We start from the raw sequence: 17,487 nt of genomic DNA, 5'->3' as shown, positions 1-17,487 counted from the left end.
TTGACGGAGAAAGGCCAGAAGTTCTCTTGTTCACTGATGACCGCTTCAGCCCTTGATATTAAAGCACTTACGGAAATGGCGGCATGAAAAACACGCATAAAAAACAAGAAATTGATGGATAGTAGTATAAAGGGCATTTTACAACTTTTGGAAACAAACAAATGATGACAGAAAAAAATAAAACCTGTGAAACGGTTAATACCAGCAAAAGTCTTTTAACAGACCACGACATATATCTGTTTAAAGAAGGAAACCATTTTCATCTCTATGAAAAACTCGGCTCGCATCTTATAACATTTAATAATGTGAAAGGCGTTTACTTTGCCGTATGGGCGCCAAATGCCGAAAAGGTATCCGTAATAGGCGACTTTAACAACTGGAACAAGACATCGCATCATCTCAGGGCGAGAGAAGACAGTTCAGGTATCTGGGAAGGATTTGTTCCCGGCATAGGCGAAGGAACAATCTATCGCTACCATATTCGTTCACGATACAACAATTACCGTGTTGATAAAAGAGACCCATTTGCCTTCTACGGCGAAACTCCCCCTAACAGCGCTTCTATAGTGAGGGATTTAACATACACGTGGGGCGATCAGGCATGGATGAAGGAACGGTCAGGGAAAAATAATATCAATGCCCCCTTGTCCGTATATGAAATCCATTTGGGTTCGTGGAGGCGGATTCCGGAGGATGGAAACAGATTCCTGACTTACCGTGAAATGGCGCCATATCTCGCGGAATATGTAAAAGAGACGGGATTTACACATGTCGAATTACTCCCTGTCATGGAACACCCTTTTTATGGTTCATGGGGATATCAGATAACAGGTTTTTTTTCCCCAACGGGCAGATACGGAACCCCGCAGGATTTTATGTATCTGGTTGATTATCTGCACCAGAACGAAATTGGAGTCATTCTCGACTGGGTGCCATCACATTTTCCCTCCGATGAACATGGCCTTGTTTACTTTGACGGCACACATCTTTATGAACACGCCGATCCGAGGAAGGGGTTTCATCCGGACTGGACAAGTTATATTTTCAATTACGGCAGGAATGAAGTACAAAATTTCCTCGTGAGCAATGCCCTTTTTTGGCTGGATAAATACCATATTGACGGATTAAGAGTGGACGCCGTTGCCTCAATGCTGTATCTTGATTACTCAAGGAAAGAGGGAGAATGGATACCAAACAAATACGGCGGCAGGGAAAATATTGAAGCCGTCAGTTTTTTGAAAAAATGCAACGAGACAATATATCATTTTTACCCCGATGTTCAGACCATCGCAGAAGAATCCACTGCATGGCCCATGGTTTCAAGGCCAACGTATGTAGGGGGGCTTGGATTCGGAATGAAATGGAATATGGGATGGATGCACGACACATTAAAATATTTCTCAATCGACCCCATTTACCGGAAATACCACATGAATCAAATTACCTTTAGCATACTGTATGCCTTTACAGAAAACTTTGTCCTCCCGCTTTCACACGATGAGGTTGTGCATGGGAAAGGGTCGTTATTGTACCGCATGCCGGGTGATGAGTGGCAAAAGTTTGCAAATCTCCGGTTGTTATTTGGTTACATGTTTGGACACCCGGGAAAGAAATTACTCTTTATGGGAGGTGAATTCGGGCAGACAAAAGAATGGTATCACGAAGAAAGCCTAAGCTGGCATCTCCTGCAATACCCGATACACAAAGGGATGCAGGAATGGGTTAAAGACCTCAACCGCTTTTACAGAAATGAACCCGTACTGTACGAAATTGATTTTGAATATACGGGCTTCGAGTGGGTTGATTTCCACGATCTGGACCGCAACATCATAAGTTTCCTGCGAAAGGGAAAGACCGTAAAGGATCAGATTCTGGTGGTCTGCAATTTTACCCCTGTGCCAAGATACAACTATCGTATTGGAGTTCCATATGGCGGATTCTGGAAAGAGGTATTGAACAGCGATGCAAAACATTATAATGGAAGCGGACACGGAAATTTAGGCGGAGTAGAGGCAAGTCCGCTGCCTTCACATGGCAGATATTATTCGATTGCACTAACACTGCCTCCGCTTGGTATAGTTTTTTTTAAAAGAGAAATGGATGACAAATGAGGATTGGCGCACATTATATCGGGAACGGAACGTGCGAATTTGTGGTGTGGGCGCCTTTTCTTAAAAGCGTAGCGGTAAAACTCGTTTCACCCGACGAAAGACTGTTCCCTATGAAAAAAAATGAAAAAGGCTACTGGAAGGCTTGTGTTGAAGATGTATATCCGGGCGCCTGTTATTTTTATCAGCTCGGGGAAAAAACAGACAGGCCCGACCCGGCTTCATATTTTCAGCCTGCCGGAGTGCATCAATATTCACAGGTGGTAGAATTCGACTCCTTCAAATGGAAAGATAGTAAATGGAAAGGAATAGAACTTTCACAATTAATAATCTATGAACTCCATGTCGGTACATTTACTCCCCAGGGCACATTTGACGCAATACTTCCAAGATTAAACTCCTTAAAAGAGTTAGGCGTTAATGCCATTGAATTGATGCCCGTTGCGCAATTTCCCGGGGAAAGGAACTGGGGATATGACGGCGCCTATCTCTTTGCCGTGCAAAATTCGTATGGTGGGCCGGAAGGCCTTATGAGGCTTGTCAATGAATGCCACAAACAGGGGATCTCGGTAGTTCTTGATGTCGTATATAATCATCTTGGCCCGGAGGGAAATTATCTTGCGGAATACGGCCCGTATTTTACCGATAAATACCACACTCCATGGGGAAAGGCCATAAACTTTGATGACGCTTACAGTGACGAGGTTCGTTCATTCTTTCTTCAGAACGCGCTATTCTGGTTTGAAAATTATCATATCGATGCCTTGCGGCTTGATGCCATTCACGGTATTTACGATATGGGGGCAAAACATATTTTAGAAGAATTGAAGGAGAAAACGGCAGAACTCTCCGTTCAAAAAAAGAAAACCTATTATTTAATTGCAGAAAGCAACCTGAATGATACAAAAATAACGCGGACAAAAGAAACCGGCGGTTATGGGATAGATTCCCAGTGGTGCGATGATTTGCACCATTCCCTGCACACACTCCTTACCGGAGAGATCACAGGATATTATTGCGATTTCGGTGAAACGAAACATCTGGTAAAATCTCTCGGAGAAGGGTTTGCTTATTCAGGAGAATACTCTCCATTCAGGAAACGACGTCATGGTAACTCTTCGAAAAATTGTCCGCCATCGCAATTTGTCGTCTTTTCGCAAAATCATGATCAAATAGGCAATCGGATGCTTGGGGAACGGTTATCAGCATTGGTTTCGTTCGAGGCGTTAAAACTTGCGGCCGGTGTAATACTTCTTTCCCCTTATATACCGCTTTTGTTCATGGGAGAAGAATATGGCGAAGAAGCGCCTTTTCTCTATTTTGTCAGCCACTCGGATGTTCCTTTAATAGAAGCGGTAAGGCGCGGAAGAAAGCATGAGTTTTATGACTTTCAATGGCAGGGCGAACCGCCTGACCCGCAGGACAGTGAAACCTTTTTAACATCAAAATTAAACTGGGGAAAAAAGAGACAGGGACATCATAAAGTATTGCTGGATTTTTATAAACATTTGATACATTTGAGGAAAACAATTCCTGCCTTCGCGAATCAGGATAAGAACAAACTTTCCGTGTACGGCCTTGAGGATGAAAAGGTCGTGTTTTTGCAAAGAGGAGAGGGAGTGGATAACTCTTTTACCGTATTTAATTTTAGCGATAGTGAAGTGTCCGTGAAACTTCCCCTGCAGGAAAATCACTGGAAAAAGCTTGTTGATTCATCAGATGAGATGTGGGACGGTCCCGGCTCATTGTTAACAGAAAAAACAGGGCAATTTAATCAAATCACTCTGAGAAAACACAGTTTTATTACGTTTATAAAGGAATGATCTATTTATGGAAAGATATATTTGTATTCACGGCCATTTTTATCAGCCGCCAAGAGAAAATCCCTGGCTGGAAGATGTGGAACTTCAGGATTCGGCATATCCCTATCATGACTGGAATGAGAGAATAACCGCCGAGTGTTATGCACCGAATGCTGCTTCGAGCATTCTCGACGTTGACGGAAGAATAGTAGATATCGTAAATATATATTCAAAGATAAGCTTTAACTTCGGCCCTACCCTGCTTTCATGGATGGAAAAGCATAAACCAGGCGTTTACCAGGCAATTCTTGAAGCTGACAAATTGAGCCGTGAACATTTTTCCGGGCATGGCTCAGCTTTGGCTCAAATATACAACCACATGATCATGCCACTTGCCAATAAAAGAGACAGGTATACGCAGGTTATATGGGGACTAAGGGATTTTCAGTCAAGATTCGGAAGAGATGCGGAAGGCATGTGGCTTCCGGAAACTGCCGTAAATACCAAAACCCTTGAGGTACTGGCGGAACTGGGAATAAAATTCACCGTACTGGCGCCCCGCCAGGCCCAGAAAATGAAAAGAATGGAGAGCCATGCTTGGAAAGATATGGGAAACGGGGAAATAGATCCTACAACACCCTATCTTTGCAGACTCCCCTCAGGACGAAGCATTTGCATCTTTTTTTACGACGGGCCTATTTCACAGGACCTCGCATTTGGCGGTTTGCTGGAAAATGGAGAAAACTTCGCAACGCGATTGCTTTCCGCATTTACCGAAAACAGGGACTGGCCTCAGCTTGTGCATATTGCAACCGATGGCGAAACATACGGACATCACCATTTTAAGGGGGATATGGCGCTGGCGTACTGCCTATATCATATAGAGTCAAAAAATCTGGCGAAAATTACAAATTATGGAGAATATCTCGAGAAACATCCGCCAAAATTCGATGTGGAAATAAAAGAAAATACTTCATGGAGCTGTATTCACGGAATTGAAAGATGGAAAAATAATTGCGGATGTTGTTCCGGCAGCCATCCAGGCTGGACACAGGAATGGCGCACACCTCTTAGGGCTACTATGAATGCACTGAGAGACAAACTGGCAGCCATTTATGAAGCAGAAGCCGGTAAATATTTTAAAGACCCATGGGTTGCGAGGAATGCCTATATTGAAATTATCCTGAACAGAACGGAAGATGCGGTTCGCAGTTTTATCGAAAAGCAAACAATTACGGCGCCAACAAAAGAAGAAATAACAAAAATCCTGAAACTCCTTGAAATACAGCGGAATGCCATGCTGATGTACACCAGTTGCGGATGGTTTTTCGATGAGATTTCCGGCATTGAAACAGTGCAGATTGTCAAGTATGCCGCAAGGGCAATTCATCTCGCAGAAGAAATTTCAGACTCCGCCATTGAGACGGAATACCGTGCGCTTTTAAAAAACATAAAGAGCAATGTGCCAAAATACGAAAACGCCGACAGAATATATGAATTATTTGTAATGCCCAGCAAAATAGACCTTTTTCATGTATGCGCCCACTATGCAATTTCCTCCCTTTTTGAAGATATTCGGGAAAAAGCGCCAAGTTATTGTTATTCTGTAACAACCGAAAAATATGAACAGCGGTACGCGGGGAGAGTAAAACTCGCTTTAGGGAAAATGCATATAGTATCAACCATCACATGGGAGGAGGTGGAGACAGTGTTCGCAGCGCTCCATTTAGGCGACCATAATGTAAATGGTGGCGTAAAATGTTTTACCACTGAACAGGAATTATTACACATGTTTCAGGAGATCGGGAATATTTTTGACAGAGGTGAAATCTCAGAAGTTATAAGACTTATGAACAACTATTTTGGCGCCCATAGCTATTCTCTGTGGCATCTGTTTACAGACAGGAAAAGGATGATTTTAGATCAAATCCTGCAATCCACAATGAAGGAAATAGAAGTTTCATTCAGGATGATTTATAAAAACAATTATTCCTTGCTGAATTTTCTCCATTATCTGCAGACCCCCCCGCCTCGTCCACTTTTTTTAACTGCAGAATATACGGTAAATAGAGATTTAATAAATATTTTTTCCCCAGAAGAAGAAATGAATCTTGAAAAACTTGAAAACCTCATCAACGAAGCAAAACGCTGGTCATTTGCCATTGATAAAAATGCCACTGGCTTTGCGGCAAATGTATGGATAAACTCACACATGGAACGGTTACGAAGGAAACCAAGCGATATCAGTCTTGTTGAGGAAATCGACGCCGTGATAAAACTATTAAACTCTCTCTCCGTAAAGCTGGACCTGTGGGAAGCGCAAAATATTTATTTCCATATCGGAAAAAACATTTATCACACAATGAAAGAAAAGTCATTAACCGAAGACCCTCGTTTTAGAAGATGGGAAGAGGCATTTAAAAAACTGGGATATTATCTTGGGGTGAAGGTGTCATAGATTGTGGAGACAACGCATGCGTTGTCTCTACAATTTGTGTCAAAAGAACATTTTGTAAAAAAATAATGGCTGAAAAATTTCAAAATAAATACCGAATACCATCTACCCGGCTACAAAATTGGAATTACGGGTGGGCAGGCACACATTTTATAACCATTTGCACGGCAAACAGAGAATATTTTTTTGGCGAAATAAATAATGGCATTCTGCAATTATCTAATGTTGGGGTAATTACAAATGTATTGTGGTATGAAATTAAAAACCACACAACAAATGTTGAATTGGGGACATTTATTGTTATGCCCAATCACGTTCATGGTATATTGGTTTTGAATGGAAATAACAACAACACCGACACAACCGTAGTAGAGACAACGCATGCGTTGTCTCTCTAAAGTGTCACCAAAAAGCAAATCGTAATAACAATTCCCGGTTGGGAACGGAAGTGAAATAATTTTTAAAATGTAAACAATCTCTATGTACAAAAGAAGAAGCGGCATATTACTACATATAACATCACTCCCATCGCCATATGGCATAGGAGATTTTGGGCCATTCGCCTACAAATTCATCGACTTCCTGGCAGAAACGAAGCAGTGTTTATGGCAAATCCTGCCGTTAAATCCCACATCCCTCCCCTATGGAAACAGCCCCTATAGCAGTTGCTCTGCCTTTGCAGGAAACCCTATCGTAATAAGCCCGGACATGCTAGTGGAAGATGGACTGCTTGCCAAGCCGGATATTGAAGGCGGCAGACGCTTGCCGAATAATCGGACGGATTACGCAAATACTACCGTCTATAAGGAAGGTATTCTTCAAAAGGCATATAAAAATTTTCAAATACAGAAAAAAGAAAAATATGCCTTTCCGTTATTCTGCGAACAGAACGCTCATTGGCTGGATGATTACACACTATTTATTGCCCTTAAAGAATATTTTCAGGGAAAAGTATGGAGCGACTGGCCTGCAGAAATAAAGCACAGAAAACCTGACGCAATGGTTGAATGGAGAGAAAAATTAAAAGAACGAACGGAAAAAGAAAGGTTTATCCAGTACATATTCTTTAAGCAATGGCACAAGCTCAAAGAGTACTGCAATAAAAAAAACATACAAATAATCGGAGATATTCCTATTTATGTTACGTATGACAGCGCTGATGTCTGGTCGCATCCGGAATTATTTAAATTAGATGAAGACAAACAACCATCATTCGTTGCGGGGGTGCCGCCGGATTATTTCAGTGAAACAGGACAAAAATGGGGAAACCCTATTTATACGTGGGATTTTCATAAAGAAACGGAGTTTTTGTGGTGGATCAAACGTATAGAACACAACATGAAGCTCTTTGATATTGTCCGATTAGACCATTTCAGGGGTTTCGTTGCGTATTGGGAGATCCCTGCGCACGAAGAAACGGCTATTAATGGCACATGGGTTGAAGCTCCTGTTGAAGACTTTTTTACCACCATTTTTAAACACTTTCCTAATTTACCCCTTATTGCAGAGGACCTCGGCACCATAACACCGGATGTAAAACTCGTTATGCAAATGTTTCAATTTCCCGGTATGAAACTTCTCCTGTTTGCCTTTGGCGATGATGTAGCAAAAAATCCTTATGTACCACATAATTATGAGAAAAACTGCGTGGTATATACCGGAACACATGACAACAATACCATAAAAGGGTGGTTTAAAAATGAGACAAACGAAGAAACACGAAAAAAACTTTTCAAATATCTTGGAAGAGATGTTTCCGAAACAAATGTGTGTCGGGAATTAATACGACTAGCAATGATGTCCGTTGCAAACACGGCGATCATTCCTATGCAGGACATCCTTGAACTTGACGAAGAAGCCAGGATGAATTTACCGGCAACCACTGAAAATAACTGGGCATGGAGACTGCTTTCCGAACAGCTCACGCCATCCGTAACGAATGCACTTAGAGAAATTACCGGAATTTACGGTAGGAGCTGATATGATACAAGCACACTTTCGCACCCCACGCATACCTATTGCCACCTACAGATTACAACTCAATAAACATTTTACCTTCCATGACGCAAAAGAAATAGTCGCCTATCTGCATGCTTTGGGCATAAGCGATATATATTGTTCTCCTTACCTGAAGGCCAGGGAGGGCAGCCTTCACGGGTATGACATCGTTGACAACCATTCATTGAATCCTGAAATCGGCACAGAACAGGAAATGGATGAATTATCCCGCGAGCTTGAGCATTATGGAATGGGGCACATATTTGATCTGGTGCCAAACCATATGGGTATTGCCGATAAAGAAAATGCATGGTGGATGGATGTGCTGGAAAACGGGATGAGTTCCTGTTATGCGAATTTTTTCGATATAGACTGGGATCCTATAAAGGATGAATTAAAAAATAAAATACTCCTTCCCGTCCTGGGAGATCAATACGGCAACGTCCTTGATAATCAGGAATTAACCCTGACGTTTGAAAACGGCTCTTTTTTTATACTTTACTACCATCACAAATTCCCCATACGACCACAAACATATCCGGAGATTTTAAAATACCGACTGGAGGAATTAGAAAAAACCTTACCGGAGGAAAACCTTCATCTGACGGAGTTTTTAAGCATTTTAACCGCTATTGACCATCTTCCCGCATACACGGAAACAGCAGAAGAAAAAATCAGGGAACGACGACGCGAAAAAGAGGTGATTAAAAAACGACTCCACACCCTTTACAACGAAAGCACGGAGATCCGAAATTTTATCGATGAAAATGTGCTGCTGTTTAACGGACAAAAAGGAGGCACGGAAAGCTTCGATCTCCTCGACAATCTGCTGGATAAACAGGTGTACCGGCTTTCCCACTGGCGAGTCGCCACCGAGGAGATTAATTACCGGCGGTTTTTTGATATAAGCGAACTCGCAGCAACCAGGGTAGAAGAGCCAGACGTCTTTCGGGAAACCCACGAACTTGTGTTTCGCCTCATCCGGCAAGGTAAAGTAACAGGGCTGCGGGTAGATCATCCCGATGGATTATACTGTCCGCCTGAATATTTTAAAGAATTACAAAAGAACTGCTATCTCCTGACTTTTGGTGGAAACGGGAAAAATTCAAAAAATAATCGCGCATCAGAGGATGAACAATCAGAGGAAAGGGCGGCGCTGACAAAGCAATACCATGAGATACTTGCAAGGGAACCGCACTATAAACCATTCTATATTGTGGGAGAAAAAATACTGGGAAGGTCAGAAAGGATACCGGAAGACTGGCCGATTTTTGGCACAACAGGATACGACTTTATTACCACGGTGAACGGCATATTTGTTGAAACAAAGAATGCAAAGGAATTTGACAAAATATACTCCAGGTTTATTAAAGAGACGATACACTTTCATGAGATTGTCTATGAAAAAAAGAGGCTCATTATGCAAGTGGCAATGTCTAGCGAAATCAACACGCTGGGGCACTATCTGAACCGTATCTCTGAAAAAAACAGGCATACCAGAGATTTTACGCTCAATAGCCTGACCTACGCAATTATTGAAGTAATCGCATGTTTTCCCGTATACCGGACATACATTCATTCCTCAGAGGTAAACGAACCGGATAAACGTTATATTGAACATGCTGTTTTTAAAGCAAGGCAAAAAAATCCCGCCCTTAATGAATCGATTTTTTTCTTCCTTAAAGACGTGCTTCTCAACAATTATCCCGGATATTTTAACGAGGAAGGCAAAAAAGCATGGCTTAATTTTACCATGAAATTTCAACAAATTACGGGCCCGGTTATGGCAAAAGGGGTAGAGGATACTGTTTTTTATGTATACAACCGCCTCATTTCACTGAACGAAGTTGGCGGCAGTCCCGATTGGTTTGGGACTTCAATCGAAGCCTTTCACGGACAAAATACGGAAAGGGCAAAATCATGGCAACATTCCATGTTAGCCACTTCCACACATGATACCAAACGAAGCGAAGACGTCAGGGCTCGCATCAACGTCCTCTCCGAAATACCGGCAAAATGGAGAGAATGTCTGATAAAATGGAGCAGAAACAATAAAAAACACAAATATCTTGCAGGAGACCTGGCCGCCCCTAGCAAAAATGAAGAGTATTTATTTTATCAAACACTTATTGGCGCCTGGCCTTTTGAACCAATGGACGATTCAGGGTATGAAATCTTCAAAAACAGGATTAAGGAATACATGCTCAAAGCGTCACGCGAGGCAAAGGAAAATACGAGCTGGATAAACCCAAATACGGTATATGAAGAGGCATTAATGCACTTCATTGACAACGTAATGAACAGGAAGCAAAATAATGCTTTTTTGCATGATTTTAAAAAGTTTCAGGAAGAGATTTCTCATTACGGCATATATAATTCGATCGCACAGACGTTGCTTAAGATAACTTCTCCCGGAGTCCCGGATATTTATCAGGGGAATGAAATATGGAGTTTTTGCCTCGTGGACCCTGACAACCGCATGCCCGTTGATTATGGCCTGCGAATGAGCATGTTGGAAGAATTAAAAGAGCAGGAAACAAGCGGCGGAATACAGGCCCTTATTACAAATATGATGAGAAACAGGGAAAAGGGCTTGATAAAACTGTATGTTACCCACAAGGCGCTTACCTTCCGGAAAGAGAACAGAGAACTGTTTGAAACCGGGAATTATACGCCCCTTGAGGCTGCGGGAACAAAAGAAAATAATGTATGTGCATATGCAAGAAACAGCAACACCAAAACCGCGATTGTCGTCGCACCCCGGTTCATGACGCAAATTCTTTCCCATCCGGAAGAATTGCCCTTTGGAAAGGACGTGTGGGAGGATACCTTTCTTTCCCTCCCTTTTGAAGATAACGCAGCAGGATACCAAAACATTTTTACAGGAGAGGTTGCTAAGACAACTATTCATAATAATGCAAAAGGCATATTCCTTTCAGAAATATTTACCACCTTTCCGGTGGCCCTGATGGAAAGAATTTGTTAAAATCTCATTCTACAATAATTGGCTACTTTGTGATAAGCGGAGCATTTGCTATAAACGGTTGCTGCTCGTTCCTCAGTTGAAATATCTAAGCCTATTAAATTCATGTAGTGCGACGAACCTCGTCGCACTACAAAGGACAATTTTCCGTTTCAAAAGACTAAAGTGTTACCCGTTTTTTAGTACCATTTTCACTCGTTGCCAAACAGTTAAATTTGTTGCCTTTGGCAGTCTGATTTCATTATCTTATATTATCTTATTACAACATCCTCAACATATAAACACATCTTATATGAAAAAAAGAATTGCAAAAATCGAAAGAAAGACCAAAGAAACACAAATTGAGTTGGTTTTGAATATTGACGGAGAAGGAATATGCAACGTTAGTACAGGGATTGGTTTCCTGGACCACATGCTCGAATTATTAACCAAACATGCCTTATTTAATCTGGATATTACCGCACATGGTGATATTCAGGTAGATGGCCACCACACGGTTGAAGATATTGGGATATGCCTTGGCCTGGGAATAAAGGAGGCATTGGGCGACAAAAAAGGAATCCGGCGTTTTTCAAACGCCAGTATCCCCATGCAGGAAACGCTGGCAAATGTAGCCATAGACATAAGCGGAAGGTCTGCACTGGTATTTAATGCAAACTTTCATAATGAAAAGATTGGCAATTTTGATGTAGAACTTATTCGGGAATTTCTTGAAGCATTCACAACGAATGCAGGCGTTAATTTACACATAAATATTTCTTACGGTACAAATTCCCACCATATGGCTGAGGCGGTGTTCAAAGGCATGGCAAAGGTATTGTGCGAAGCCGTCCGCCTTGATGAACGCATAACCGGCATACCTTCAACGAAAGGAGTACTTTAATGTTACATGGCCGTTCTTTTCTGTTTTTTTCAAAACCTGAATGCAGCTTCGCAAGAAAAGTCATTTCCTATGTTATTTACATAGCATTCCTTTTCATTATAATCTTCCTGCCAAACACACCCGCATCATTTTGCTCGGAACTTGCGGATAGTCCATGGCCTATGTTTCGGCACAATTTACAACGTACCGGATTAAGTCCTTATAAAAGCATTCAAAATCCGGTGATAAAATGGACATTTCAAACAGAAGGAGCTGTGACCTCTTCACCATGCATTGGAAATGACGGCGTTATTTACTTTGGCTCTAAGGATAAAAAACTTTACGCTGTATCCAGGGACGGCAAACTAAAGTGGACATTTCAAACACAGGGAGAGGTTGAATCTTCCCCCGCAGTAAGAAAGGACGGAACAATTCTGTTCGGGTCATGGGATGGCAACCTTTATGCTTTAAATGCCGACGGGAGTTTATTGTGGAAATATGCAGCCGAAGGAGGGATTATTTCGTCTCCGGCAATAGCGCCGGATGGAACAATTTATTTTGGATGCTGGGATAAAAAATTACATGCAATTACTTCAGACGGAAAATTAAAATGGACTCAGCGAACCGCGGACCACATAGTTTCATCTCCGGCAATAGCACCGGATGGTACGGTATGCTTCGGCTCTGAGGATTACTTTTTATTTTCCATGACGTCTGAAGGAAAGGCATCATGGAGTTTCGGAACACGGTATATTCTGGATGCATCCCCCTTAATCAGACAAAATGGTGATATCTGCGTAGGGTCAGAAGATGCAAAGTTTTATGTTTTTCAACCCGATGGTCAAGCAAAATGGACATACAATACCTTATATGATATTGATTCATCCGCTGCAATCGATACGGAAGGAAACCTTTACGTTGGTTCAGGGGATAATAATCTCTATGCATTTACCCCCGATGGAAAGTTGAAATGGACATATGCGGCAAGAGGCTCAATTCGTTCTTCACCAGCGGTTACATCAGACAATGTTATATATTTCGCATCGGGAGATAAAAAAGTTTACGCATTGGACCAAAACAGCAATTTGAAATGGTCTATCACTACCGGAGATGCGGTCGAATCATCGCCCTGCATTGACAAAGACGGCACAGTATATATCGGTTCCAATGATGGAAAGCTCTATGCTATAGGTGAAAAAAACGCCAGTAACTAAAGGTATATACTAAACAGGCTTATAACAGGTGAATTCAGTACAGACGGCGTGAAGAAGTTTTTAGATAAAAAAAGGGCTAGCAACATAATTTACTTGCTGGCCCTTAAATACCTCAAATGCAACTCCAGGCGGGTCCAGGTTTGTAACCTGAACCTATAGTTTATGCAGATAATGGGGGCCATGTAATGCGGTAAAATTCCAATGCCAAAATCACAAAATCTTTGTTTGGAATTTATTTGTCATTTGTTCTGCCAACAAAAGGCGGGATTGAACGTATAAAACGTTTGGTTCAGGTTACAAACCAATATCATTAAATTAAGCTACCTGCCGCAAAAGCCCCCTTTATAAAGTGGGTTGTTTTTGATCCAATATCATTAACTTAATGATATTGGGATGCAGTCCTGTGAAGAAGTTTTCAGATAAAAAAAAGGGCCAGCAACATAATTTACTTGCTGGCCCTTAAATACCTCAAATGCAACTTTATAACATAAATGTACGTAAAAAATCACTCGTTGTAGTACATTACGCCTTCATCTTCATCTTCACTTTTACATCTTTAATCTCTTCAAATGTCTGACCTGCACCAGGCAACTCACCGGCGCCTGAACCACCTTGTATGGCAGCACTCATCCTCTTTGCGCCCCGTTCATCCATGTAGGTAGCAAACCAATAGAGGAATGTTACAAAGAATCCACCTCCCACAATATTACCCAAGGTAACCGAAACAAGGTTCCATCCGAACATCTTGCCGAAGTTGATAACAGCAGGGTCATGAGGCAATAAACATGCCAGCGTCATAATAGACATATTTGCAACACAATGCTCCATACCTGTAGTAACAAAGCAGAACAAGCACCACCAAATCATAATAAGTTTGCCAGAGTCGCTCGTACATCTGAAACTACTCCAGACAGCAAGACAAACAAGCCAATTACAAAAAATACCCCTGAAAAACAATTCCCACCATGGCGCATTCATTTTATATGTTGCTACTTTCAGCAAAAACGACAACCATGGATCTTTGGCAAAAACACCTGTGGGAATAAGCATTAATGCAAACAACATTGAACCTGCCAAATTACCTATATATGTCCAAAACCACCCTAACATACTATCACCAAACGTTACTGTACCTCTAAAGCAACCTTTAAAAATCAATAGATTATAACCCGTAAACAGTTCAGCACCGGCAAAAACTACGAGCGCCAATGCCAGGCCAAAGAATATCCCGGCAGCAATCTTACCCAGCCCTGGATTTATTGCTCCGATAGGAGCCGCAACAATAAATGCAATGAGAACACCAAACCCAATATAAAAACCTGCCATTACGGAAAGCGTCAAAAAGCCTATAAGGCTATGTTTCATGCAAGTCGCTTTTTTAAGTGAAACCGCCGCAATTGCATCAACAGCACCAGTATATAACATTAATTTTTTCTCCTTTAAAATAATGTTGAAAACACCATCTTAAAAACCTCTCCTTAAGCCTCGTTAATACAACCAAAATTGCCACCATTCCAAACTGAGTAACCATATACATTCACTCCTTATTTGCCTTTGCTTACGACCTTAAAACACCTCCTTTCTCTTTCATCTCATACATCATTATTCCCTCTACAAAATACTTGTACGTTTTTTTGCCGCAATACAGCACTGCAATAACAGACATTAAAGCAATGAATGCATAAACCTAAATATCCCGAGTCCGTCCTTTTTTTCTGTTTTCGTTTTACCCACGTGTAAACTATACCGGGAGGCATGGACAAATTGCTTTTGTACTCTGTTATTTCCCACTCCTCATATCGCTGATAGTCTGCCTTGCAAGCGACAACTGGTCCTCCAGCGCCCATATTTCTCCCTGCAATTTTGCCTTTTCAGCCTCAAGGAATGCAATTGCATCGTTCATCTCCTCGTTTTTACGTTTTAGATCCAACTCCCGCTGAGCAAGCAGTTTCGCAGCATTTTCCGCCGCTTCCTTTTGTTGTTTTATTTCATTTACCAACGCATTCGCTTCTTCAACTGAAGCGAACGCCTTCATAACCCTTTTGGTCGTTTCTTCCTTAAACGTTTTCTCCCTCCGGTAACCAAGGTCTTTCATGGAATAATATTTGCTTATCATCTTCGCCGCAAATGCAATGTTTATGAATAACAATATTATTATTAAAGTCTTTGCGTTTACCGAAAAACCCTTTGCCTTTGCCTGTTCATTTCCCATAATTTACACTCCTCGTTAGTGTATTTAAATTCTTACTATCATATAAACGCTTATCTTTCCGTTATGTCCCTAAATACACCTTCAATTCTTAACGGCTTACCATTTTCATCACGGACAAGATTACACGTTGTTTCAGAAATAAACTTTTCTCCATTTTTTCTTTTGCAATAAGCGGTAAAATCCCTCCAGACTTCCACCTCTTCCAATTTTTCCAGCAATTCCTTCCTGTCGTCAGGGTTTACATAAATATCCGCCAATCGCGAACCAACTACTTCTCCCGGCGAGCTGTATCCAAGAATCTCTGCACCTGCCTGATTAATCCACTTAAATACGCCGTCCTTGCCGGGTTCACACTGAAAAATCCCCTCCTTCAAAGAATTTAATAACAGTCTGTATCTCTTTTCAGACTCAATAATATCCAGCTCCGCCTTTTTTCGCTCAGTGATATCCCTGAGTACGCCACGAATAGCAACAGGCTTGCCTCTTTCATCTCTGACCAGGGTGCTGGTACGTTCCGCGTAAAAAGTCTCCCCATTCTTCCTTTTAAAGAGCGACGTAAAATCACGCAACATACCCTCTTTTTCCAGCTTTTCGCAAAGCAGCCTTCTGTTCGCTGAGTCCACATAAATATCTCTAACTTTTGTACCTATTACCTCTTCGGGGTTGTCAAACCCAAGAATCTCAGCGCCGGCCTTGTTGATAAACGTAAATGTACCTTCCACTTCAGGCTCTGACTGATAAATACCCTCTTTCAAAGACTCAAACAGTTCTCTGTAACGGCGCTCGGACTCAATCACTTTTTTTTTTCCTCATCCAGTGCGCACGCAGTAGTAAACTGCCGGGCAATAAGAACTGCCGCGATTATAATGGGAAACGCAAGAAACAACAAAATCGCATTTACAACATACTGAAGATTATAGACAACGCCGTACCCTTCATCCTTGTCGATTTCTGTAATAAGCCCCCAGTTGAAATCCGGCATCCATCGCCACACACCCAATACCGTTACCCCGCTATAATCTTTGTATCCCCTTGCGTCAAACCCGTCAGTGCCTGCAATACACTGGGCTACGCCATACGTCAACACATCAGTGCCAGGCTCAACCACCTTCAGTTCCAGTGAACACCGCTTTTCCACCACACCCATTTCCCTGAGCGTTTCGGCAAACCGTGATTCAGTGATCATGTACCCTTCTCTGTTCACGAGGTATGCCTCACCCGTTGTGCCCAATTCAACTTTTACGACCATATCGCTCAACGTGTTAATGTCAAGTCGTAAAACTATTACCCCGTTGATTATGCCTGATTCGTCTTTTACCGGTGCCGAAACAAACATGGTAGGCACACCCATTTCTTTTTCACCATTTTCGTTTATAAGTGGAATATCAGCAGGGTGCACCTCAGAAACGAACGTTTTACCCCTTGTAGCCTCCGTAAAATAATTTTTTTGGGAAACATCGCCTCCCACCATAATTTCCATTGTTGAAATGGTAACCAGGCCATTGCTGTTGCATAGAAATATTTCTTTGTATCCGTATTCAGATATTAACCTGTTCAGATACAATAAAATACTTGCATAATCTGCGTCTTTCTTTGTAATTTTCAAACTCTTAAGAATGACAGGGCTGTCGCCAATCACACGAGCGTCTTTCTGCCTTTCGCGCATCCATGTTCGTATCAAATCCTCTTGCTTAGACTCAACCCCCTGCAGGTTTCTTACCAACTCCCTCTCAACATCGGACTGCATCTTCGGATACGCGACGATCCTCAGTACTACCAAAGGCAGCAAGGTAAATGCAATCAGCAAAAAAATGAGTCGATTCCTGATCGAAATAAACATTTTTTTCTCCATA

General features: G+C 41.8%; 12 protein-coding genes. 8 read left to right on the top strand and 4 right to left on the bottom strand.

The window, feature by feature from the left end; translation table 11 throughout:
• Positions 1 to 161 precede the first annotated feature (161 nt).
• From glgB to QZT26_RS07000, 8 genes are all read left to right on the top strand, one after another.
• Positions 162 to 2,111, top strand: a complete 1,950-nt coding sequence (gene glgB / locus QZT26_RS07035; protein ID WP_230408042.1) for a 1,4-alpha-glucan branching protein GlgB — start codon at positions 162 to 164, stop codon at positions 2,109 to 2,111.
• Positions 2,108 to 3,931, top strand: a complete 1,824-nt coding sequence (gene treZ, locus QZT26_RS07030) for a malto-oligosyltrehalose trehalohydrolase (RefSeq protein WP_295101384.1) — start codon at positions 2,108 to 2,110, stop codon at positions 3,929 to 3,931. Before glgB ends, treZ begins: the two co-directional genes overlap by 4 nt.
• A 7-nt stretch (positions 3,932 to 3,938) precedes the next feature.
• Positions 3,939 to 6,368, top strand: coding sequence for a DUF3536 domain-containing protein (locus tag QZT26_RS07025; RefSeq protein WP_295101382.1), 2,430 nt, complete (start codon positions 3,939 to 3,941; stop codon positions 6,366 to 6,368).
• Between the two features lie 65 nt (positions 6,369 to 6,433).
• Complete coding sequence (locus QZT26_RS07020; protein ID WP_295101380.1) at positions 6,434 to 6,763, top strand: transposase; 330 nt, start codon at positions 6,434 to 6,436, stop codon at positions 6,761 to 6,763.
• Positions 6,764 to 6,845: 82 nt separating this feature from the next.
• Positions 6,846 to 8,345: a 4-alpha-glucanotransferase gene (malQ, locus tag QZT26_RS07015; protein ID WP_295101378.1), complete on the top strand. Its 1,500-nt coding sequence runs from the start codon at positions 6,846 to 6,848 to the stop codon at positions 8,343 to 8,345.
• A 1-nt stretch (position 8,346) separates the two neighbouring features.
• Positions 8,347 to 11,349 carry a malto-oligosyltrehalose synthase gene (gene treY, locus QZT26_RS07010; protein ID WP_295101376.1) on the top strand — a complete coding sequence of 1,001 codons (3,003 nt, stop codon included), beginning with the start codon at positions 8,347 to 8,349 and terminating at the stop codon, positions 11,347 to 11,349.
• A gap of 289 nt (positions 11,350 to 11,638) precedes the next feature.
• Positions 11,639 to 12,229, top strand: a complete 591-nt coding sequence (gene hisB / locus QZT26_RS07005; RefSeq protein ID WP_099324385.1) for an imidazoleglycerol-phosphate dehydratase HisB — start codon at positions 11,639 to 11,641, stop codon at positions 12,227 to 12,229.
• Positions 12,229 to 13,422: a PQQ-binding-like beta-propeller repeat protein gene (locus tag QZT26_RS07000; RefSeq protein ID WP_099324386.1), complete on the top strand. Its 1,194-nt coding sequence runs from the start codon at positions 12,229 to 12,231 to the stop codon at positions 13,420 to 13,422. The genes hisB and QZT26_RS07000 overlap by 1 nt, the downstream gene beginning before the upstream one ends.
• 522 nt (positions 13,423 to 13,944) lie before the next feature.
• Here the strand turns inward: QZT26_RS07000 and QZT26_RS06995 are convergent.
• The 4 genes from QZT26_RS06995 to QZT26_RS06980 all read right to left on the bottom strand — a co-directional run bounded on the left by QZT26_RS06995 (position 13,945) and on the right by QZT26_RS06980 (position 17,474).
• On the bottom strand, positions 13,945 to 14,847 hold the full coding sequence (locus QZT26_RS06995; protein ID WP_099324387.1) for a formate/nitrite transporter family protein: 903 nt from the start codon (positions 14,845 to 14,847) through the stop codon (positions 13,945 to 13,947).
• Between the two features lie 355 nt (positions 14,848 to 15,202).
• Positions 15,203 to 15,634: a hypothetical protein gene (locus tag QZT26_RS06990; RefSeq protein WP_099324388.1), complete on the bottom strand. Its 432-nt coding sequence runs from the start codon at positions 15,632 to 15,634 to the stop codon at positions 15,203 to 15,205.
• 50 nt (positions 15,635 to 15,684) lie between these two features.
• Positions 15,685 to 16,431 carry a PAS domain-containing protein gene (locus tag QZT26_RS06985; protein WP_230405755.1) on the bottom strand — a complete coding sequence of 249 codons (747 nt, stop codon included), beginning with the start codon at positions 16,429 to 16,431 and terminating at the stop codon, positions 15,685 to 15,687.
• Positions 16,428 to 17,474: a cache domain-containing protein gene (locus tag QZT26_RS06980; protein ID WP_295101373.1), complete on the bottom strand. Its 1,047-nt coding sequence runs from the start codon at positions 17,472 to 17,474 to the stop codon at positions 16,428 to 16,430. The genes QZT26_RS06985 and QZT26_RS06980 overlap by 4 nt, the downstream gene beginning before the upstream one ends.
• Positions 17,475 to 17,487 lie beyond the last annotated feature (13 nt).

Origin of the sequence: uncultured Candidatus Kuenenia sp., from assembly GCF_900696675.1 — a bacterium.
GTDB lineage: Bacteria > Planctomycetota > Brocadiia > Brocadiales > Brocadiaceae > Kuenenia > Kuenenia stuttgartiensis_A.
This window is presented reverse-complemented; position numbering and strand designations above follow the sequence as displayed.

Excerpts from the sequence above, each read along its gene's own strand:
- glgB (WP_230408042.1), top strand. The coding sequence starts at position 162 with ATGATGACAGAAAAAAATAAAACCTGTGAAACGGTTAATACCAGCAAA.
- treZ (WP_295101384.1), top strand. The coding sequence starts at position 2,108 with ATGAGGATTGGCGCACATTATATCGGGAACGGAACGTGCGAATTTGTG.
- QZT26_RS07025 (WP_295101382.1), top strand. The coding sequence starts at position 3,939 with ATGGAAAGATATATTTGTATTCACGGCCATTTTTATCAGCCGCCAAGA.
- QZT26_RS07020 (WP_295101380.1), top strand. The coding sequence starts at position 6,434 with ATGGCTGAAAAATTTCAAAATAAATACCGAATACCATCTACCCGGCTA.
- malQ (WP_295101378.1), top strand. The coding sequence starts at position 6,846 with ATGTACAAAAGAAGAAGCGGCATATTACTACATATAACATCACTCCCA.
- treY (WP_295101376.1), top strand. The coding sequence starts at position 8,347 with ATGATACAAGCACACTTTCGCACCCCACGCATACCTATTGCCACCTAC.
- hisB (WP_099324385.1), top strand. The coding sequence starts at position 11,639 with ATGAAAAAAAGAATTGCAAAAATCGAAAGAAAGACCAAAGAAACACAA.
- QZT26_RS07000 (WP_099324386.1), top strand. The coding sequence starts at position 12,229 with ATGTTACATGGCCGTTCTTTTCTGTTTTTTTCAAAACCTGAATGCAGC.
- QZT26_RS06995 (WP_099324387.1), bottom strand. The coding sequence starts at position 14,847 with ATGTTATATACTGGTGCTGTTGATGCAATTGCGGCGGTTTCACTTAAA.
- QZT26_RS06990 (WP_099324388.1), bottom strand. The coding sequence starts at position 15,634 with ATGGGAAATGAACAGGCAAAGGCAAAGGGTTTTTCGGTAAACGCAAAG.
- QZT26_RS06980 (WP_295101373.1), bottom strand. The coding sequence starts at position 17,474 with ATGTTTATTTCGATCAGGAATCGACTCATTTTTTTGCTGATTGCATTT.